The sequence below is a fragment of the Zhongshania sp. genome (assembly GCF_029212375.1).
Taxonomy (GTDB): Bacteria; Pseudomonadota; Gammaproteobacteria; order Pseudomonadales; family Spongiibacteraceae; genus Spongiibacter.
The window spans coordinates 14,461-35,011 of sequence record NZ_JARGNU010000014.1; the positions used below are offsets into that span (position 1 = coordinate 14,461).

Below are 20,551 nucleotides of genomic sequence, written 5' to 3' on the forward strand. Positions count from 1 at the left end.
TAAGCCTTAAAATGGCCACCATACGCTGGGTATTTTGCCTTGCTTTAGCAAGGACGCCACATCCATCCCCACAGCCACGCCAGCGTGAACAAAGAATCCACCCCAAATTGACGCCGAGCGCAGGGCTAAGATACCAAGAAATAAACCAAATAATATGGCGCCTGCCGCCTCTGGCCACAGCTTTGGAAAGTGAATCATGAGGTAGGGAATACACATAATCCATACAGCGTTGGCGCCAACGGCGGGGCGCAAAGCCTGTAAGAAAAAGCCCCTAAAGAAAAACTCCAGGCAAATAAACTGGGTAAGATAGAGTAATTCCCAGGCGATAAAATCAAACCAGCTGCGTCCGGCCATGCGATAAAACGGGTAGTGCGCTACAAAGTCGCGGCTACTTGCGGCAATTACAATAAAAACCAAAATGGGCGAGAGCAGTAGTGCGTAGCCACGCCAGTGCTGAGTGGTGGCGTTCCAGCGCCAACCCATGTGGGCGATTGGCGTGCGAATAAATTTCTTAATGACGAGCGCGGGCAGCACCACGTAACCAACAATATGCCAAGTCGTCCACCACACATAGATAATCAAGTCGGCGAAGCCGGTTTGTCGCAGGGCTTGGTAGAAGTAATGATTAGGCTTGCCCATAGCCTCACTTATTAATTGTAGTAAGCCAAGTAAGACCGACGAGTATTTGAGGTAGTGAATGAGTAGCAGGCACACGGCGACGCAGGATAAAACGGTAAATACACGGCGCAGGGCTTGAGAGCGATTTAGGCTGTAGCTGGGCGCATGTGCGTCGATGTCATCTAGCGTGATTAGAATTTGCTTGGGGTGAACTGTTTTGACGAGATGGGCCGCGCCACTTCTGATACGATTTATCATTGATTCTCTCTCGGCGCGCCTAGCCGCCCAAATGAAGAATAAAACGAGACGACTATGTTAAATCCCGTATTTTACCTTAAGCACCAAATAGAAACTGGCAGTGTATGCTGACATTCAGCCGCGGCGTCGCCAACTTAGTCTATGGCCTACTGAGCTTTGCGATAAGCCTGATTTTAGCGTGGCATTTACTCTTAGCCGCTAACTTCTTTTATGGATTTTGGCATGATCATATTGGGATTGCCGAAAATATTGCCGAAGTTGGCCCCAAGAACATTTACCGCAGTGGTTTTGCCGACACCAGCCGCGCAGAGCGCATCGATTTATTTGGCCAAATCTGTGAGGCGATAACCCATCAGGGCAAAGGCCTTGGCGATATAGGCTATAACACTGCTAACGGCAGCGTCACGCCGTTACTTCACCAAGCCGAGATTATTCATTTACAAGATGTAGCCAATTTGATTAGCACCTTGCAGCAGGGGCAGCCGATTGTGCTCGCGCTATGGTTGCTGGTATTGGGCGTGTTTTACGTAAAATCGCGGCGGCTACCCAGTTATAAGCAGCTCCTCGCTTTAAATGCGATTTGGCTGGTCGGCGTTGGCATCCTGATATTTGCAGTGGGCTGGGTAGATGTATTTTACAAATTGCACATCTTAATTTTCCCAGAGGGTCATCAATGGTTTTTTTATTATCAGGAATCCCTGATGTCGACCATGATGAAGGCCCCAGATTTATTTTTGTATATCGGCGTAAGCCTAGTGCTTGTGGCGGTTGGTGTTTTTGCTGGCTTGCACAGCGGCGTAGGGCTGATGCTCCGCAGGTATAAACGGCAGATCTAATTAAGCGTAGGTGGGCGTCGTTTTGAGTGTGACCGCAGGGCTTGGGTCGCGCCAAGCTAAGGTTAAGGTTTGCTGCTAAAAAATGTCGAAATATTAGCGGCCCTACAACGGTGTTGTGCAGTTTGGTTTGAATGACAAGGTTCGGCCAGCTGCAAGCGTAAATGAGTCAATAACTACTGGAGATTACGATATGAACCAAGGCCCCTTAGTATTGAGTGTTAACCGTTACATTGCCGCGTCGCCGGCGATAGTCTGGCAAATAATGACCGAGCGCCTAAGCGAGTGGTGGTGCCCAAAACCCTGGCAAACCGAGATTATTGAGTTGGACTGGCGAGCAGGGGGGCGCACGGCGATGATTATGCGCGGGCCAGACGGTGAAACCAGTCCAATAGAAGGCGTGGTGCTGGAATTTACGCCAGGCCAGCGCTTTGTATTTACCGATGCCTTTACTGCCCAGTGGCAGCCCCAAGAAGCGTTTATGATTGGGGTGTTTGAAATTGCCGCCGAGGGTTCGGGGTGTCGCTATACCGCCAGTGCTCGGCATTGGACAGAAGCCGCTATGCAACGGCATAAGGACATGGGCTTTGAGGAAGGTTGGCATGCTGTAGCCGCCCAGCTCGCCGCGCTAGCGGAAGCGTAGGGGGGCAGGGTGAAGGTAGCGGCGCTGGATTAGCGCCGCAGTCTTGGCTTACGCGGCCTGTTTGAGGGCAGTAACCAGCGGCGTGTTGGGTACGGATGCTTGTCTTTTACCTTTTAGGGCATAGCAATTGAGGCCCGCCATGTGAATTTTGCGCAAATAGGTTTCCCAATTAATCGCGCGGGCGTCCACGGGGAACAAGGCTTCGTCTGCGGGGCCCATACGCTTGGCAAGGTCGATTAGCTTGTTGTTGTGAAAGATATATTCTGGCTCGGTGTAAAAAGAAAATATGGTTGACAGCGCGATGGCCGCATCCAGATTACGCCGAGCTTTTAGGCCGCGCTTCCAGCCAACTTTAGCTAAGGTTTGACTGGCAACAAGTAATACGAAGCGCATGCAAAGGGTAATGGCATTGAATAGCCGTTTATCTACCGCAATAAAAGGTTTGCGCGGTTGCCGCATAAAAAGTTTGTCGTAGCTGGCGTGGTTTTCTTTGGCCTCGGCCATAAGGTGATCGATAAACGTGCCGAGGTTTAGGGGATTGGCTGAACCACTGCAACACTGGTAAACATGATGATTTCCCGGCGTTTTAAACTGTTCTGCCAGCGCGAGTAAAAGGCTGTTGGCGACGAGGTCGGCGGGGATAATGTCGATAATGCCGCTGCGTTTGCCTGGAAAAAAAGTCACTTTCTCCCTCGCGTAGGCAAGTAAAATAGCATCGGCCACTTTCACGCCCTCAATCCAGCCTGGCGAGGGTTCGCGCAGGGTACTTTCCACAATTGATGGCCGCAATAGGGTTAGCGAGTAGCCGCGCAGCGATTTTAATAAAAGTTGTTCACCAAGCCATTTGGTAAACGTGTAGGTGTCGTTCCAGCCGCAGGCATTGGCTTCGCGAATGCCAAGATCAATCAGCTGTGTTTTAAGCTCCTTGCCTTGGTATTGCTTATATAATTCTGCAATTTTAAGCTCTAGCTCTTCAATTAAATTGCCAACCTCAAAGTAGCCCGCTTTATGGCGTGGGATGTCGCCGCGCGCTGGTGTTACGATAGTTTCGTGGATATGGCCTTTATTGAAACCATTTACATAGCAGGTCGACACCTGAATAACGGGGATGTTGCCAGCCATATCCGACAGCTCAACAATATTGCGCAAGCTGTGAGTGTTAATGGCGAGGGCGCGGTCGAGCTCTTCGCGGAAATTAACGCTGGCAGCGCAGTTGACCACGGCGTCTAATTTGTCGGCAAGGGCGCGAAACTCTTGGCGCGGCAGGCCAAACTGGCGCTCGCTGATTTCACCGGTAATACAGTGAATGCGATTATTACAAAAGTCGTTAAAGTAGTCTGCTGAGTTTAATTTGAGGTTCTCAAATACCGATGACGTGGCAATCTCATTGGCAAAGCGGCTGCCGGCATTGGCGTGCTTTTTACTGCCCCGAATCACCAAATACACGCCACCAATATCTGGCACTGTGCGCATGATTTTTTCGAGCATCACCTTGCCAACAAAACCGGTGGTGCCAGTAATTAAAATGTGCTTTCCCTTGAGGAGTTGCAATGTTTGGGAGACGCCTTTACTTGTTGTCATGGATGCTTACCTCGTTGGAGCGGGTGTACTGAACTTTTCGCTGTAACTGCAACTAGTGGCAGCCGATGTCAAATCCATACTAGCCTTAAACCTTGACCTAAATATGACACCGCTGAGCTTTCCTTGGGGAATGCATCAAGTGCGCCAAGTTCAAACCTAGCAATATTGACGTGATTTTAGGTTGGTGACGGCCTTTGGTATTAGGAATTTTTGAAATAAGCAATGTTTAACTGCCTGCAAAAATAAAACACCCAATTATGCTAATTTGCATTTGCACCACGGTTACGCGAAAGAGCTATTTCGGTGCGCCTAAATGAGAAAAGTTTAACTGTGCAAAGTTCCGTTTGAATTTTTTACAACTAAAATCTCGTTAAGCCGTGATTAAGTTAGCAGCGAACATACTGCAGCCATACCTAATCAGGAGCACTGCCATGAAATTACTCTCTGCCCTTACGCTAGCGTCTATTGTTGTTATTCCAAATTTAGGACTTGCCGAGCACCGCGGACGCAGCCCTTATCAAAGCGGACCAAGTATGTATATTTTTGGTGGTGCCAGTGCGGTGGAGCATGATTATGATTCATCAAATTTTCGGTATAGCTTTGGCGACGGTTCACTGTCGGATATAGATACCGATAACGAAACCGGTGGCTTGCGCTTAGGCCTAGGATTTGGGTTTAGCCCTGAACTTGCCTTAGAAATGGGCTTTGTTGATTTGGGCAGCATAACGGGCACTGGCTTTTCTGACGGTTCGCAACTGCTAACAAATGGCTATACTGCTGGCAGGGTAGATATGGATGGTGATGTCGATGGTGTGTTTTTGGGTATAAAAGTTCACACCCCAGAGCGTGAACCCATGGGTTTATACGCACGCTTTGGGGTTTATGCTTGGGAATTTGCTGGGACGGTGCAGGATAATAGCCAAGGCGGCAAATTTTCTGTTGAAGGCACAGATCCCTATGTTGGTGTCGGTCTGCGATTTGCCGTGGCGGAAAACGCCGATCTGCAAATTGGGTACGACCATTATGTGCTAGATGATGACGAGTCCGTCGATATGTCGGCGAACACCTTGTCGGCAGATTTGGTTTTGCGGTTTTAAACAGTAGCGGCTCAACGCCGCTACGTAGTTTTAGGCTTGATTTTTCACGGCAGCACTGGCAACAGCGCTGCCGTTTTTATTGTGTTTATGGACAAGAATTAATCTGCGCTAGTGCTTTGCTTCGTCATACTTGTGGCCCCAATGCTTGCAGCAACAGGACATTGTTATAGCGGATCGGTATAGTATGATCCATCGCGTATGTTATCGGAGACAACATGGCAGATTTAGCCTTTACATTAAATGGGCAGCAGCAGAATTTAACGGTGGACGAGGGCACTCCCTTGCTTTGGGTGCTGCGCGAGCATTTGGCTATGACCGGCACCAAGTTTGGCTGCGGCATGGGTTTGTGCGGCGCGTGTACCGTGCATATGGATGGCAGCCCAATACGCAGCTGTAGCTACCCAGCCGAGTACGTTAATGGCCGCGCTATTACCACCATTGAGGGCTTGGCGGCGAGCGATGACGATCTGCATCCGGTTCAGCAGGCGTGGTTAGAAATGAATGTGCCCCAATGCGGTTATTGCCAGTCTGGGCAAATCATGTCGGCGGTGGCGCTGCTGGCAAATAATAGCGCGCCGACGGATGCTGATATCGACAGCGCGATGGCGGGCAATATCTGTCGCTGCGGTACGTATCCGCGCATTCGTAAAGCAATTCACCGTGCGGCGGAATTACAGGGAGCCGTAATAAGCGCGGCGACTGCGGGCGTTCAGCATTACGACCCTACAGCGGTCGTCTTAAACATCAATCATATTAGCGACGGGGAGATAGTGTAATGGGCATCTCGCGACGCGCTTTTTTAAAAAGTAGTGCAGTAGTCGGTGGCGGCTTGGCTATTGGCTTTAACCTAAGTGGCTGCGCTAAGGCTCAGTATCCGCATTATTCAGCCGCAGACTTGCAGCCCAATGCCTTTTTACAGGTGACTCCAAGCGGCGAAGTTATCTTGCAGCTCCATAAATCGGAGATGGGTCAGGGTGTTTACACCGGCATGGCAACCATGGCAGCAGAAGAGCTGAATATGGCCCCAGCCTTGATCACCGTGCAGCAGGCTGAGTTTCACCCCGATTTTCGCGACCCAGAATTTTACGTCATGATTACTGGTGGCAGTTCCTCGATCAAATTAAATTACGTGGTTGTGCGCGAGGCCGCAGCGACGGTAGCGGCCCTGCTGAAAGCCGCCGCGGCTCAGCATTTGTCGCTACCGGAATCGGCGCTTAATCTTAAAGACGGCAAAGCTGTACACGCCGGTGGTGAAGTGGGTTTTGCTAGTCTTATTGAGATAGCCCGCAGTTTGCCAAGCCCGAAACAAGTCACGCTTAAATCACCGCAAGACTTCCAATATATTGGCCGTTACAACAAGCGCTTAGACGCGCTCGCGAAGGTAACGGGAAAAGCGACCTTTGGTTTAGATGTGCAGTATCCCAATGCCCTAACCGCAGTTCTGCTGCGCTGTCCCCAATTTGGCGGCAAGGTGCAGAGTTTTGACGCCAGCCTAGCTTTGACGAAGTCTGGGGTGAAATCGGTGATTGAGGTTGACGGTGCGGTAGCGGTATTGGCCGACACCTACTGGCAAGCACGCCAAGCCGCCGCCGCAGTTAAACTTGTGTGGGGAAAAAGTCCCTTAACCGGCATTAGCAGCGACTCACTGCGGGCAGAGCGTCATCAACTATTGGTGAGTGAAGAAGGCAATAACGTAGAAGAGAAGGGCGAGAGCAGCGCCGCTGTTGGCGAGCGCTTTGAGGCGGTTTACGACGTGCCTTATCTCGCCCACGCTACCATGGAACCCATGAATGCACTGGCCGTTGTTACCGCCCAAGGTGTTGAGGTTTGGACCGGCAACCAGTCGCCAGATATTGCCCTGTCAGAAATTGCTGACGCAACGGGCTTTAAACGCGAGCAAATTCGGATTCACAACCAAATGTTGGGCGGCGGCTTTGGACGGCGGATTATGCCCGATTACTTGGTTGAGGCTGCCCGCGTAGCTCAGCTGAGTGGCAGCCCCGTAAAGCTAGTGTGGAGCCGCGAAGACGATATGCGCGCTGATTTTTACCGGCCTAACGCCACCGTGGCCATGGCAGCCACTATTGCCAACAACAAGGTTAGTAGCCTGCAAGCCAAAGTGGTTGCGCCCAGTATTTTGGGTGGCTTTGTGCAATATGTTACTAATACGATTTTGCCGCAGTGGTTACCAAATGGTCTGCACAAGCAAATTGGTGGTCTCGCTGCCGACACCGACCCTTCAGCAAGCGAAGGTCTAGCGCACTCAGATTACGAATTTCCGTATATGCGCACCGATTACGTAATGCAGAAAACCTCCATACCAATCGGCTATTGGCGCTCGGTAGGGCATTCTCAAAACGCGTTCTTTATGGAGAGTTTTATCGATGAACTCGCTAATCGCACCGCCCAAGATCCCATTGCGTTTCGTCTCGCGCACTTAGCAAAAGACTCGCGCCGCCGTAAGGTTTTAGAACTGGCCGCGGCCAAAGCCGATTGGGGCAATCCACCTGCAGGGCAGTTTCAAGGCGTAGCGGTGCACGAGTCCTTTTCTACCGTGGTGGCAGAGATAGTTAATGTGTCGGTTGCCGATGGCAAGATCAAGGTCCACAAGGTGGTTTGCGTGGTGGAATGCGGCATGGCGATAAACCCTGATATAGTTACCATGCAAATGGAAAGTGGTATTGTCTTTGGCTTGACCGCAGCCTTAAAGGGCGAAATCACCGTTGTGGACGGCGCGGTCCAGCAAAGCAATTTTCACGATTACGAAATGCTCCGCATGAATGAATCGCCAGAAATTGAAGTCTATCGGATTGACACCGCCGCCGCGCCGACTGGGGTTGGCGAGCCGGGTGTGCCGCCTTTGGCACCCGCATTGGCCAATGCCGTATTTGCCGCGACGGGTCAACGTTTGCGACAATTGCCACTTCGCCTAGCGTAATAGCGGTACTGCTAACAGATGAATCGACCGTAAATATACTTGCTAAAATCTGTTAGCATAGTGCCGTATGTTATTGCTTTGGCTAATAAATTAATTTTGGATTTACTATGAGTCAGTCAGCTTCGGATATTTCCTACCCCTTCGCCGCGCCGCCAGAAAAAGGCCAGTGGCAAGAGGTTGCCACGGGCGTGTACTGGTTGCAAATGGCCTTGCCTATGGCGCTAGACCATATCAACCTCTACGTGCTCGAAGACGACGCTGGCTGGTGGATAGTGGATACCGGCATGAAGTGGGGCGACACTCAAGAGCGCTGGGAATTGCTGTTTGTCGGCCCCATGGCGGGCAAACCAGTGTTGGGCGTCATTTGCACTCATATGCATCCAGACCATGTTGGTTTGGCTGGGTGGCTTTGCGAGCATTTGCAGGTACCGCTGTATATGAGCTTTCGCGAATACTACAGCGCCCGCACTTTTAGCCAGCCCAGTACCGGCGAGCTGAGCTGGACTACCTCACAGTATTTTAGCCGCGCGGGCGTAAGCCAAGATCACCTCAATACCATGGCCAAAAAACACCGTGGTTTTGGCGCCGTTGTCGAGCCCATCCCCAGTGCATATCGCCGTTTAGAAGATGGCCAAACCTTGCGCATTGGCGGTCGAGATTGGCTGGTGATGACCGGCGCCGGCCACTCCCCAGAGCATGTTTCGCTGTATTGCGAGACGGATCGCTTAATGCTGTCTGGCGATCAGATTATTCCGCGCATCACCTCAAATGTGAGTGTGATGCCCTATGAGCCAGAAGATAATCCCTTAGCTGATTGGTTTACTGCGCTGCGCCGTTTTCGCGCCGAGCTGGCCGCAGACACTTTAGTTATGCCGGCCCATAACGCGCCGTTCTATGGTGTGCACGCGCGGTTAGATTATTTAATTGCCCACCACGAAGGCCACTTGGCCGCGCTTGAAAAGGTTTGTGTGGAGCCTAAGGTTGCGATTGATTTATTTAGCGTGTTGTTTGCGCGTAAAGTGGAAATGTCCCAGCTTAGCTTGGCGCTCGGCGAAGCCATCGCGCATTTACATTATTTGTGTGCAGAAGGACGAATGGTGCGCGAGCTCGATGCCGACGGTTTATACCGCTTTCGCAGCATTGACCCGCAGAACTGCCCTTATAGCGGCGTGTACGAACCAGAAACTGGGCCAATGGAAGTCTAAATATGCAACAGGGCTTGTTTGCTGATGAGTCGGTGGCGCAAAACTGCATCTTTTGTAAAATTATTGCCGGTAAAGCGCCGGCTCATATTTTATATCGCGACGAGCAGGTGCTCAGCTTTTTAGATACATCGCCAGTGAGTCCTGGGCATAGCTTGGTAATTCCCATTAATCATCACGACAATCTATTTACCCTAAGCGACGCCGAATCGACAGCCGTCGCATTACATGCCAAACGACTGGCACCGGTTGTTAAGCGCGTTAGCGAGGCCGACGGTTTAGCTGTTCATCAGCTTAATGGCCGCGCTGCTGGGCAAACCGTGTTTCACTATCATATGCACCTCATTCCCTGCCAACACGGCGCGCCGAAAAGCATTCATGGCCGTCGCCTTGCAACGCAAAGTGCGCTCGCGGAACTGGCTGAGCGTATTCGCCAAGGCTTAAGTAAATAAACGCTTAGCGAAATAGGATGCTTGTGTAAATGCGCTAAGGCAAGGCTTTGCGTAGCGCCGCAGTGCTGGTGACGCTACGTGGTTGCTGGTTGGCAGTTGCCGAGATAGATTGAATCGTTACGCTGGCAGCGACGGCGCGGGATCGGATTCTTGTTCCGGTAGGGGTTCGCTAGACTCTGGCGGTATAAAACTAATCACCGTGTCGCCAGTTTGCAGCTTGCGGGCTTTTTGGCTCAACCATTCAAGCTTGCCGCTTTCTGGGATAATGGCGAGTCGCACAGCGTCTTCTGGAAGTTTGGCGAGAAAGTCTTTTTCCGTATAGGTTTCGGTAATCACGGTTTTACGTATTACCCAGCCACGAATCATTCGCGTCCATAATTCGGCAAAAGATACATTCGCTGAAAACGCCGTAATGCCACGTCGCGTTTCTGACACCACGCGCTTGCTGCGCTCGTAACCGCTGTCAAACGGTTGAAAAACGCGATGGCGGCCCAAGTGAGGGGCAAAGTGATTACAGACCATGGAGTTGTAATGGTTGTTACCGGTAGCGGCGAGCACGGTGTAAATATTGTCGAGTGCCATGGCTTCGTCGGCCATATCCGACAGTACTTCGCCAAACCATGTATTCACGCCCTGCTGGCGAGCAGATTGTAGGCGCCCCCATTCGGTGTCGGCAATAACTACGTCTTGGCCGATTTTGCCTAGCGAGTTAGCTAATTCGACCGTCCATGGTGAGGCGCCTACGATGAGTACGCGGCCTTTACCAGGTGAACCGAGTTTGAGCAGTTTAGTGAGCGGCCCCAGTGAAAAGCCATGGGCCAGAATGGTGGCGAAGATCAGCATAAACACTGCCGGCACTAAATATTCGGCATCGCTAAAGCCCGCTTCGATCAGCGCAGGTGCAAAGGCGCCAGCCGATGCGGCTGCAACCACACCGCGCGGTGCGATCCATGCAATTAACACCCGATCTTGCCAGCTGCAATCGGTACGAATTGTGGCTAAAAATACCGCGAGTGGGCGAACCACAAAAACAAAGCCAAACACCATGGCAATCAACTGCCAGTGAATTGCTTGAATCGAGGCCATAGTTAGTGAGGCGGTGAGCACAACAAACAAAAACGACACCAGAATGATGGTGATGTACTCTTTAAAGCGCCGCATTTCATCTAGGCTGCGCAGGCCCATATTGCCCATCACCACGCCCATTAGTGTCGTCGACAGCAAGCCGGATTCGTGCTGAACCAGATCGGAGAGGGCGTATACCGCGAGTACCGCCGCAATGATAGACGGCGCTTTAAGATATTCAGGAATCCAGCCCTGCCTAAAGCAGTGGCCGAGGGTATACGCGACACCGCCACCCAATACCGCCGAAACAGCCAATGCCAAGCCAAGGCTGGCTACAACTGACTGCAGGGCTGGGCCTTCGCCGGAATACAGCAGGTATTGGTATACCAATACCGCCAGTAAGACCCCGATCGGGTCATTAATTATGCCTTCCCATTTTAAATACGAGGCAGTGCGGCGGTTAAGCTTGGCGTGTTTTAGCAGCGGCATAATTACGGTTGGACCCGTTACTACTAATATTGCGCCAAGCAAAGACGACACCGCCCAGCTCAGGCCGCCAACCCAATGGGCCATGGCAATACCCAGAATCCATGCCAGTATTACCCCAACGGAGGTTAAACGCCGTGTAACCTGCGCTGTTTCTCGCAATTCGTGGAACTGAAGGTTAAGTCCGCCCTCGAACAGGATTATTGCCACAAATAAGGACGTGACCGCGCCGAGGCCTTGGCCAAAATCGACACTGGGCTGAATCCAGCCAGTAATTGGGCCGAGAACTAAACCGCAGGCGGCGAGTAACACTATGGCCGGCAGCCGAAAGCGCCAAGCCAACCACTGGCAAACAATACCAGCGACTAAAATACTTACTAGGGCAGTGGTCATTTTTATATGTATTCCCTGATTAATTTGCGGTGCAGACCATGTCATGGCCAGCCCTGTAAAGTAAAGCTGGGAACTGGGTCAAATCAAATAAATCTGTGTAGGTTATTATAGCGCTACGCCAATTTTACAAAATACATAAGCAATAATCAGGCGCAATAATCAAAAGGGACGGGGAAATGCTTAGGCGAGTTTTGAACAGTTTAGAAAAGTCAGGGAAAAGACACGGGTGTTCATTGATAATAAAAAAGGCTGCTAGTTTATGAGCAGTGCAATAATGAGTAATAGTGGGCAGCGTCTGTGCCGCGTTACCCAAAGCAGGTTTAAACAACTCAGCAATATCGCGTGGTACTGTTTGTTGCTTATTGGCTTAAGCGCCTGTGCTAGCCATGTTGAACAGCATCGCTTTAGTGCCGACGGCCAGCCCTCGCCAGTGTTTAGCGGCATCCATCGCAGCGGCATTTTTGAAGAGGGCGAGGTGGTCTATGACGACGCGGCCAAATCTTCGTTTACTGGTACGTTTGACGAGGCTGGCTATCCTCAGCGCGGTGAAATGCGACAGTCTTATCAAGACCGCAGTGGAGATTGGCTGCAAATTAAACTTAATGGCGACTTTCAGCTCGACTCGGCAACCCGCGAGCTTAAGTTTGCCGGACGGTTTATTATTAGCGACAGTCAAGATCGAACGGTTGCCAGTGCTGAGCAAAGCCACTGGCTAAGCCGGTACGCAGAACTTCACCCATTCCAGACGCCGCCGTTAATGCATATGGCGGGTAAAAACCATTATTCGCAATATCGTCGTGATATTAGTCCGGCGGCTGAGGAAAACGCTTTTGTTATTGTTCATCGGCCTCTTGCGGGGCCATTTCAGGTGTCACTTAGCTACCAGCAAGGCCTGCCGCGGGGAATGGTAAAAATTTCGGCCAATAATAATGCTGGCGACCAATATGTTGTTGAACGCCAGTATTTCAATTATCAAATAGCCCCGCAGCCAGTGCATTATTTTTACTATGAGCTCGGCAGTTTTAGCCAGCTCGACATCCTTGGTGACTGCAAAGACAGGCCTAATTTAACAGCGCCTCAGCAGCTTTTGCAGGTGTACGCCTACGATTGCGATAAGGCGGTTTTTTATGCACTAAGCGAAGATTTTCCTGCGTCGGTGATTGCGATTTCCGCCGCCGATTTAGACAACGGTGGTGCTTTTCATCGCTTTACGCTCTACCACCATGGTCAAGTGAGTTATACCAATATTAGCGTAGATGCGCTCTATGACGGCCAGTGGTTGCGCCATGGCTCGCGCCGCGTAATGCATTATGGCGATCTTAAATCCTTTACTCGCTTTGAACTCGGCTCGCCGCTGGGGATTGGCATTAAAGTAGACTCCAAGGGCGCGCGCTACGTACGCTTTGGAAATGCCGAGCTGGAAACTGAGTTGCTGCCGAGCGCCGAGCTATTTGACAAATTAAATGGCCGTTACGAATGGCAGGTTTCACGTTTAAACAGCCATTTTGATGGCTTATTAGTCGCCAGTATTTTTTCCGCTGAGACGCTAAGTAAACTCAAGGCTGATCTCTTGCGAGATTTAAATGAAACTATCGGTATTGGTAAAGACGGCCAAGTGCCTGGATTAAGCGAGTTGTGGCAAAGTTGGCAGCGGCAAAGCAGGGCACGTATTACAACATGGACGCTGCACCGCAATGCGGGCGCAGATAAAACCGCCGCGGCGATGAAAAACGCACTAAAAACTGATCTTGACAAATGGGTAATGCAGAGCCGCAAACTCCTCATGGCGGAGGCGCAGCGTCAGTGCGAGCTCAGTGGTCAAAGCTTTGATGGTGATGCGTGGCAGTGTGTTAATCGCCCAGACAAGACGCTGATCGCAGTCTGTGAACAGTATTTGAGCAGCAATCAGTGCAAGGCAATGGCAGCAGACTTTAAACGCCAATAGCCAGATCAATGAAAGTGAGTTTTTTTCGGATAGTGGGTTTCTCCTTGGCCATTAAGCACTACAATGGCCCAGTGATTACCCCTTCTATCGATACACAGGCAAATACCTTACATGTGGTTTAAAAATCTTCTCGTATATCGCTTTACCAAGCCATTCACCCTCACTGCAGATGAAGTTGATGAAAAATTAGCCGAAAAGGCCTTCACCCCCTGCAATAGTCAAGACGTGTCGAGTTACGGCTGGACCACGCCGCTGGGCAGTCAAGGCAGTCAATTCGTGCACAGCACCAATGGCTATATTATGGTTTGCGGGCAAAAGCAGGATAAAATTTTACCTGCATCGGTGGTTAACGAAGTATTGGCCGAAAAGCTTGAAGAGATTAAATTGCAAGAAGACCGCACGCCTGGCCGCAAAGAGCGCACCGACCTGAAAGAAGAAATAATTTTCTCGTTAATTCCTCGCGCTTTCACTCGCTCAAGTAAAGTCTTTGCCTATATTGCACCCGAAGAAGGGCTGCTAATTGTGAATGCTGGTTCTCACAACAAAGCCGAAGAACTGCTCAATTATTTGCGCGAGACCCTCGGCAGCCTGCCGGTGATTCCCCTCAAGGCCAAAAATGTTGCGCAATACGCCATGACCGAATGGCTTACCAATGGCAGCGCACCTCAAGGCTTTGAGCTAGGTGGCGAGTGCGAACTGCGCGACAAAGCCGACGACAGCGCGGTAATTCGCTGCAAAAATCAAAACTTGTGCTCTACCGAAATTAATAACCATATCCAGGCGGGCATGTTTGTTACCAAATTGGCGCTGCGCTGGGTTGGAGACATTGAGTTCATCATCGACGACCAGCTCACTATTAAACGCCTTAGCTTTGGTGACCTAATTCAAGATAAATTGGGTGAAGTAGACGCCGACAGCGCCGCCGAGCAGTTTGATGTTGATTTCGCAATAATGACTGGCGAATTTGCCAAATTCATTCCGGCGGTCGTTGGCACCTTTGGTGGCGAAGATACGGCCGAGCAAGATCCGGTGATTTCTAGCGCGGCGTAAATGATGTGCTCAATATGGGCAATAAAAAGCCTCAATATTGAGGCTTAACTAGCGCCATATGATTGATTCGGACTGCGAGTAAATAAGCTGTAGCCCCTAAGCGTAAATGTACAGCGGCTGTGGACTTTTCCACAGCCTATTTACTGCGTGAAATTTTCGCTATCGCAACTGCTTAAATTTGCTTACCGCGCAACAATCCCGCGCATCTGCATCATCGCCCTCACTACGTAAACATACGCGCTTGGTAGCAGCCTTGCCAATATGTCTTGAGCGCGGCCGTCGCTGATAAAAATACGGCCGACATTTTTTTGCACGCCGCGCAGGATGATTTTGGCGGCGTCTATTGGCTGGGTTCCCCGCTGTAATTCTTCGTGGAATTGTTGGGTGCCGCTATTGTGATGATCGGCATTGAGGGTAATGTTGGTTGCCACTGCGCCGGGATGCACGGTGTGAAGTGTTACATTACGAATACCGCGAATGCGGTGTTCTGCGCGCAGGCTGTCGGTAAAGCCACGCACGGCAAATTTGGTGGTGCAATAAGGCACGAGATAGGGCAGCGCGAGAATACCTTGAGTACTCGATAGATTGACGATAGCCGCCTCTGGCCGCGTAAGCAGGTGCGGGTAACAGCGCTGGGTGGTGTGGATTACACCCCAGTAATTGATGCTGGTGATTTTTTCAAAGTCTTGCTCGCTGGCTTCGCCAAAGGTGAGGTCCCCTAGCGCGATGCCGGCATTATTAATCAGTAGGTCGATGCAGCCAAAGCGGGCGAGGACATTGTCGATAAAATCGTTGATTGCCTGTTTGTTGCCTATATCGACAATTTCACTGTAATAGTCTGCGCCTAGCGCGGCGAGCTGGTCTTCGGTGGTGTTGAGCCTGGTGATATCACAAAAGGCAATTTTGGCGCCTTGGCGGGCAAGCTCCATTACTAGGTGATGACCGATGCCGTCGCCACCCCCGCCAGTAACAATGGCGACTTTGTCTTTAAATGTTTTCATGCTTGGTCTCTTATTTTGTGACGCTGGATTTAATGGTGTTTGGCCAGAAAGGCGAGCACATCTTCTGCGCTTTGGCTTGGGGCCTCGGTCATGGGCATGTGGCCAAGTTCGGGGTAGGTAATGAGTTCAGCATTGGCTATACCTTTTTTCCAAACCTCGGCGCCGCTGATATGTAATAAACGATCTTGTTCACCCCATAGGATCAGTGTTGGCACTTGGATGTCGGGCAGTCGATTATCCAAAAAGTCCGTGCTGTGGAAGTCTTGGAATATACGGGCTAGGGACTCACGACGGGCGATGTAGTCGTCGGCCATATAATCCAATATCATTTTGGGCAGCCATGGTGGCTGGGCCATCGTCATAGCGTAAAATTCAGTAAATTCTGCGCGGCTACTCATTTCAAAGGGGTTGCGGCCTGCGGCGAGCATCTTAAACATGTCGCTTTCTTGGGGCGAAATGACGCCAGCGGCGTCGACTAATACCGCGCTCTGCACACGATCAGAATGGTGTAGTGCCAGTTGCCCAGCGATAAAGCCGCCCATGGAATTACCGATTATATGAGCGCGTTTAATGCCCAGTGTGTTCATGGCTTCGACGACACGCTGAGCCTGACTTACGGTGTCGTATTCTAGCGCTGGGTCGAACGCGGTTTCGCCGTGGCCGGGCAAGTCTAAAATAATGACGCGATATTGCTTAGTAAAATGACGAGCAAAACGCATCCATACGGTTTTATCTGCGCTGTAGCCATGAATCATGATGACACTTTCTTTTGCTTCATCAGGCCTGCTTTGCCAGCTCATCATGGTGCTATCGCTGACGTTGACTTCGGCGCGGTGCAGACCATAGAGGCTTGTTTCAAGACTGCTGGCAAGGTGCAGTGCTTCACCGCCAATACGCGGGTAAGTCACGCCGGCCCAAATCGCAAAGCTGGTCGCCAGTGCGATAAGCGCAAAAATAATGGACTTCTTCATCCTGCATTCCTTTCATTTATTGTTGATGTTGGTTGGCTAGGCGAGGGCTGTAGCGGGTAGTCGCTGCGATCAATTACATCGCGCATGTCCCACCAAATGAGCTTATTTAGCAGACGCAAGGGCACTAGGTTTGAGCCAAGCCAGGTTTTAAATGAATATTTACCGTAAACAATCTTCGGTGTGCCGCGACGTATACCGCGAATTACATGGCGCACAATGGCTTCCGGTGGCGTAGATAGGTATTTGTCTGAAAAGGCTTGGTGCTGAGGCACATTGGCAATATTGGTAGCGATGCCACCGGGATGAACAAGGTGTACGCTGATTGGGCTGTCGTGTAATTCGACCATTAAAGCTTCGGTAAATCCGCGGACAGCGAATTTTGCCGCGCTGTAATCACTGTTGTTCGGTGGTCCGATCAAGCCAAAAATGCTCGACACATTTACCACCGCGCCTTCGCCGTTTGCAATTAACTGGGGCAGAAAAGCTTGAGTGCCGTGGACCACACCGTAAAAATTGATACCCATTACCCGTTCAATGGCCGCGAGTGGTGTTGCCCAGACCGGCTTGCCAGCCCCGGACACACCGGCGTTATTGATAATGATATGGGCGTTACCGAGTTTGGCTTTTACGTCGGCGGCAAAACCTTCCATGGCGGCGCGGTCGGCAACGTCGAATGTCGCGCTGTACAGCTCCGTTGAATTGCTCTTACGGACGAGTTCAACGGTTTCGGCAAGGCCTTTGCCGTCGTAGTCGTTAAGGGCGAGTCTAGCGCCAAGCTTGGCGAACTCTATCGCGTAGGCGCGCCCCATGCCTGAACCCGCACCGGTAATAACGATCAATTTATTATTAAAGTTTTTCATGTTTGTGGTCCTAGCTAAACAGGTGGTGTTTTGATTTAAAGCGGCTGGCTAAGCGTCGAAAGGTGAAGCTAAAACCGGGGAACATGGCGACGACGTGACCACTTTTACTCTGGTACCAGCTGGTGCAACCACCGGATTTCCACACGGTTTTTTCCATTTCAGAGTGCACCATGTTGGTGTAGGCAGCTTCGGCATCGGAGCGAACTTCAATGGCTTGCTTGCCAGACTTTTCTAAACGGCGAATGCTGTCAGTGATGTATTTCATTTGCGATTCAATAACAAAAATCGCCGAGGTGTGGCCGATGCCGGTATTTGGCCCGGTTACCACAAAGAAGTTTGGGAAGCCGGGAATAGTAGTGCCAAGGTAGGCGCGGGGGTATTCATTCCACACCGAGGCGAGACTTTTGTTGTCTTTGCCAATAACCGGGTAAGAGATTAGCCCGTCGGTGGCGTCGTAGCCGGTAGACCAAACGATTAAGTCCACATCAACTTGCTGGCCCTTGGCGGTGGCAATGCCGGTTTCGTTGATTGCGCTAATGCCATCGTGTTTGTCGTGAACAGTGACGTTGTGTTGCGAGAGTGCAGGATACAAGGTGCTAGACAGAATCACCCGTTTGCAGCCAATAGTGAAATCTGGGGTGAGTTTGTTGCGCAGTACTGGGTCTGGCACCTGCTTTTTAAGCAGCTTTAAAGCGTGGCGCCCAGCAAATAAATTGAGCAAGGTTTTTGAGTATTTAAATCCGATAACGCGGGTTTCTAAGCTCCAGTAAATCCACCAGCGCATGGCTTTATAAAACGGCTTTACGCCGAGTAGCTTGCGTTGCAAAAACGAGAATTTACGGTCTGGGCGGGGCAGCACCCAGTGCGGGCTGCGCTGAAAAACATGCAGCTCAGCCACTTTGCCGGCAATCGCCGGAATAACTTGCGCGGCGCTGGCGCCACTGCCAATGATGGCGACTTTTTTACCCGTGTAGTCATAGGAATGATCCCAGCCATTGGTGTGAAAGCTTTTGCCTTTAAACGTATCACGACCCGGGAAGTTCGGTATTACGGGCGTACTTAGCGGGCCAGAGGCGTTAATTAATATCTGCGCCGCAAAGCTACCCGCAGCGTCGGTTTCTATCAGCCACTGCTTGGCGCTGTTATCCCAATGCACTTGTTTTACATTGGCGTTAAGCGTGGTCTTGGTGCGCAGGCCGTGCTTGTCGATCACCTCGTTGGTGTAGCGTTGTAATTCTTCTTGCTCGGCAAACATTTGCGACCAAGGGTAGGGTTCCGACGAGATAGAATACAGTGGCGACTGCACATCGACCGCGGCGCCAGGATAGCTGTTTTGGCACCAGGTGCCGCCCATATAGTCGCGGCGCTCTAAAATACGAATGTCGCTGATGCCCTGTTCCTGCAGGCGCATCGCTGCACATTGCCCGCCAAAGCCACTGCCGATGATAACAACCCGATAGCGCTGTTGTGATTGCATGGTTTTATTCTCCACTCAGGGTTTTGCTAATTATTATCTGACGACAAGTGACGTCACTTTACTTCTGATGGCGCTTGTCGTCAAATACCGAGATGAAAAATACATCACAAAATACCCAACAAGATAAGCAAACGGGTCGAACCTATGGTGGCGAAAGCGCCGAGGAGCGGCTGGCGCGTCAACGTAGACAGTTTATGGATGCCGGCCTCGAACTATTTGGCACGGTTGGCTACCGCGCCACGACCGTTAGAATGCTGTGCAAGCAGGCGGGCTTAACCGACCGCTATTTCTATAAAACCTTTAGCGACACTGAAGACCTATTGGCAGCGGTGTATACCGAGTCGCTAGACCAAATTCAATCTGGCGTGATCGCTGCGATTAATGCATCGGCAAGCCAGCAGCCGGCCGGCGATTTGATAGAGGCTGGTCTTGAGGCGTTTTTCAGGGCCTTTGAAAATGCGCGAATGGCGCGGGTGTGTTGGTTAGAAGTACTCGGTGTTAGTCCGCGTATCGACACACTGTATACCAGCCGTATTCAGCAGTTTGCTGACTTGCTACTAGACCTTGGTAAATCGATGTTGCCAGATTGGCGACTGTCAGAAACAGAGACTCGGATTACGGGGATTGCACTGATTGGTGCTATTAGCCAGTCGGCCTTGCATTGGTTGTTGGAGGATTACTGTTCATCTCGCGCTAGCCTGATTAGTGCGAATGGGCGTTTAATACGCGGGCTTATTGGTAGCTTGCCGCGATAAATTAAGACCCCAATTAGAATGGTATGTGGAAGGTAGACGGCCTGAGCCAATACGCTGCTATCGCAATTTGATTTTTAGATGTAGTGTGTTTTGTGGCTGCAGGGGCGAGTGCTTCGGTTGGCCTATATTTTAACGCAAACAAACAGCGCGTTGCCTGATTCGCCATTCCACGGCAGTAGCTTTTCATAATCATGCTCAAAAATATGCACCTCGAAATGGGGGCTTAGCAAGCTTTGTAATTCCTCAAAACTCACCGCCACCATGGGGTGCTCGTCCTGCCAAGACTGGGTAACACCATTACAGGTTTTTTGAATGCTGAGCTTGAGGGCTTGGTATTCGCCGCTGCCCTCGTAATGCCACTTGGAGCTGAACACAAAATCGCTGCCGTTTTGTTCGGCGCTGTGGCTGGTATAGGAGCTGTTGTCGATTTGGTTTTTATCTACCGCGTTAAAGCAAAATACCCCGTTGGGCCTTAAGGCCATCGCAACTTGTGTAAGGCTGTTTTGAAGCCGCGCTATACTGCCGCTGTAATGAAGAGAGTAGAGGAAGCAGCTGATGAAATCGACCGGCTCGCTAACAATAAACTCACACATATCTTGCCGACTAAACTGCGCTTCGGGGCAGCGCTGTTGGGCGATGTCGAGCATTGGCTGGTTTATGTCTATGCCGCTGCTGCGGTAGCCGAGATCGACGAGGTGGCGAATATGCGGCCCTGTGCCACAGCCTAAATCCAGATGGTTTCGTCCTTGGTTGCCAAAAATTGTATTCAGCCGGTGCGCGGTATTGCTCTGCGCGTGGTAGTCGATGTCGGCGCACATCAAATCGTAATAGGCCGATAAATCGGTATAGAGAATCGTATCTGACATGGGCTGGCGCGCGGCGGATTTTGAGGGTGGCGCAGTATAGCAATTACCTATGATTTGGAA

The 20,551-nt window shown here is 50.9% G+C and carries 18 protein-coding genes; 10 read left to right on the top strand and 8 right to left on the bottom strand.

From position 1 onward, the window contains the following. Nucleotides 1-6: 6 nt before the first annotated feature. Entirely contained in the window at nucleotides 7-876 is an 870-nt protein-coding gene (locus P1U47_RS13820) for a CPBP family intramembrane glutamic endopeptidase (RefSeq protein ID WP_301029698.1), read from the bottom strand. 104 nt (nucleotides 877-980) lie between these two features. On the opposite strand from P1U47_RS13820, the gene P1U47_RS13825 reads away from it, so the two are divergent. Both P1U47_RS13825 and P1U47_RS13830 read left to right on the top strand, forming a co-directional pair. Then, a complete protein-coding gene (locus P1U47_RS13825) occupies nucleotides 981-1,712 on the top strand; it encodes a DUF1461 domain-containing protein (RefSeq protein ID WP_301029699.1) in 732 nt (243 codons plus the stop codon). Nucleotides 1,713-1,902: 190 nt separating this feature from the next. Continuing rightward, nucleotides 1,903-2,352 carry an SRPBCC domain-containing protein gene (locus tag P1U47_RS13830; protein WP_301029701.1) on the top strand — a complete coding sequence of 150 codons (450 nt, stop codon included), beginning with the start codon at nucleotides 1,903-1,905 and terminating at the stop codon, nucleotides 2,350-2,352. 48 nt (nucleotides 2,353-2,400) lie between these two features. Here the strand turns inward: P1U47_RS13830 and P1U47_RS13835 are convergent, their stop codons facing one another. Next, on the bottom strand, nucleotides 2,401-3,933 hold the full coding sequence (locus P1U47_RS13835) for a fatty acyl-CoA reductase (RefSeq protein WP_301029703.1): 1,533 nt from the start codon (nucleotides 3,931-3,933) through the stop codon (nucleotides 2,401-2,403). A gap of 431 nt (nucleotides 3,934-4,364) precedes the next feature. Between P1U47_RS13835 and P1U47_RS13840 the strand changes: the two genes are divergently transcribed. From P1U47_RS13840 to P1U47_RS13860, 5 genes are all read left to right on the top strand, one after another. After that, nucleotides 4,365-5,030: an outer membrane beta-barrel protein gene (locus P1U47_RS13840; protein ID WP_301029705.1), complete on the top strand. Its 666-nt coding sequence runs from the start codon at nucleotides 4,365-4,367 to the stop codon at nucleotides 5,028-5,030. Between the two features lie 215 nt (nucleotides 5,031-5,245). Next, nucleotides 5,246-5,806, top strand: coding sequence for a (2Fe-2S)-binding protein (locus P1U47_RS13845; protein WP_301029707.1), 561 nt, complete (start codon nucleotides 5,246-5,248; stop codon nucleotides 5,804-5,806). Continuing rightward, a complete protein-coding gene (locus P1U47_RS13850; RefSeq protein WP_301029709.1) occupies nucleotides 5,806-7,968 on the top strand; it encodes a molybdopterin cofactor-binding domain-containing protein in 2,163 nt (720 codons plus the stop codon). The genes P1U47_RS13845 and P1U47_RS13850 overlap by 1 nt, the downstream gene beginning before the upstream one ends. Nucleotides 7,969-8,075: 107 nt before the next feature. Further along, the gene (locus tag P1U47_RS13855) at nucleotides 8,076-9,173 is read left to right on the top strand and encodes an MBL fold metallo-hydrolase (protein WP_301029711.1); all 1,098 of its coding nucleotides are present in this window, start codon (nucleotides 8,076-8,078) and stop codon (nucleotides 9,171-9,173) included. A gap of 2 nt (nucleotides 9,174-9,175) precedes the next feature. After that, on the top strand, nucleotides 9,176-9,622 hold the full coding sequence (locus tag P1U47_RS13860; protein ID WP_301029712.1) for an HIT family protein: 447 nt from the start codon (nucleotides 9,176-9,178) through the stop codon (nucleotides 9,620-9,622). Nucleotides 9,623-9,739: 117 nt separating this feature from the next. Here P1U47_RS13860 and P1U47_RS13865 read toward each other — a convergent pair whose 3' ends face one another. Then, nucleotides 9,740-11,566: a sodium:proton antiporter gene (locus P1U47_RS13865; RefSeq protein WP_301029713.1), complete on the bottom strand. Its 1,827-nt coding sequence runs from the start codon at nucleotides 11,564-11,566 to the stop codon at nucleotides 9,740-9,742. A gap of 259 nt (nucleotides 11,567-11,825) precedes the next feature. Here P1U47_RS13865 and P1U47_RS13870 point away from each other — a divergent pair, with 259 nt between their 5' ends. Together P1U47_RS13870 and rdgC are read left to right on the top strand one after the other, a co-directional pair. Further along, the gene (locus P1U47_RS13870) at nucleotides 11,826-13,511 is read left to right on the top strand and encodes a hypothetical protein (protein ID WP_301029714.1); all 1,686 of its coding nucleotides are present in this window, start codon (nucleotides 11,826-11,828) and stop codon (nucleotides 13,509-13,511) included. Nucleotides 13,512-13,622: 111 nt separating this feature from the next. Then, a complete protein-coding gene (gene rdgC, locus P1U47_RS13875; RefSeq protein ID WP_301029715.1) occupies nucleotides 13,623-14,561 on the top strand; it encodes a recombination-associated protein RdgC in 939 nt (312 codons plus the stop codon). A 182-nt stretch (nucleotides 14,562-14,743) separates the two neighbouring features. Here rdgC and P1U47_RS13880 read toward each other — a convergent pair whose 3' ends face one another. The 4 genes from P1U47_RS13880 to P1U47_RS13895 are packed head-to-tail and all read right to left on the bottom strand — an operon-like array spanning nucleotide 14,744 to nucleotide 18,870. Further along, nucleotides 14,744-15,562, bottom strand: coding sequence for an SDR family oxidoreductase (locus tag P1U47_RS13880; protein WP_301029717.1), 819 nt, complete (start codon nucleotides 15,560-15,562; stop codon nucleotides 14,744-14,746). Between the two features lie 29 nt (nucleotides 15,563-15,591). Beyond that, a complete protein-coding gene (locus P1U47_RS13885) occupies nucleotides 15,592-16,533 on the bottom strand; it encodes an alpha/beta hydrolase (protein ID WP_301029719.1) in 942 nt (313 codons plus the stop codon). Then, nucleotides 16,530-17,393 carry an SDR family oxidoreductase gene (locus P1U47_RS13890; protein ID WP_301029721.1) on the bottom strand — a complete coding sequence of 288 codons (864 nt, stop codon included), beginning with the start codon at nucleotides 17,391-17,393 and terminating at the stop codon, nucleotides 16,530-16,532. The genes P1U47_RS13885 and P1U47_RS13890 overlap by 4 nt, the downstream gene beginning before the upstream one ends. 10 nt (nucleotides 17,394-17,403) lie before the next feature. Then, a complete protein-coding gene (locus P1U47_RS13895; RefSeq protein WP_301029722.1) occupies nucleotides 17,404-18,870 on the bottom strand; it encodes an NAD(P)/FAD-dependent oxidoreductase in 1,467 nt (488 codons plus the stop codon). A 92-nt stretch (nucleotides 18,871-18,962) separates the two neighbouring features. Between P1U47_RS13895 and P1U47_RS13900 the strand changes: the two genes are divergently transcribed. After that, nucleotides 18,963-19,625, top strand: coding sequence for a TetR/AcrR family transcriptional regulator (locus P1U47_RS13900; protein WP_301029724.1), 663 nt, complete (start codon nucleotides 18,963-18,965; stop codon nucleotides 19,623-19,625). Nucleotides 19,626-19,747: 122 nt separating this feature from the next. Here the strand turns inward: P1U47_RS13900 and P1U47_RS13905 are convergent, their stop codons facing one another. Then, nucleotides 19,748-20,491, bottom strand: a complete 744-nt coding sequence (locus P1U47_RS13905) for a class I SAM-dependent methyltransferase (protein WP_301029726.1) — start codon at nucleotides 20,489-20,491, stop codon at nucleotides 19,748-19,750. Between the last annotated feature and the right edge of the window lie 60 nt (nucleotides 20,492-20,551).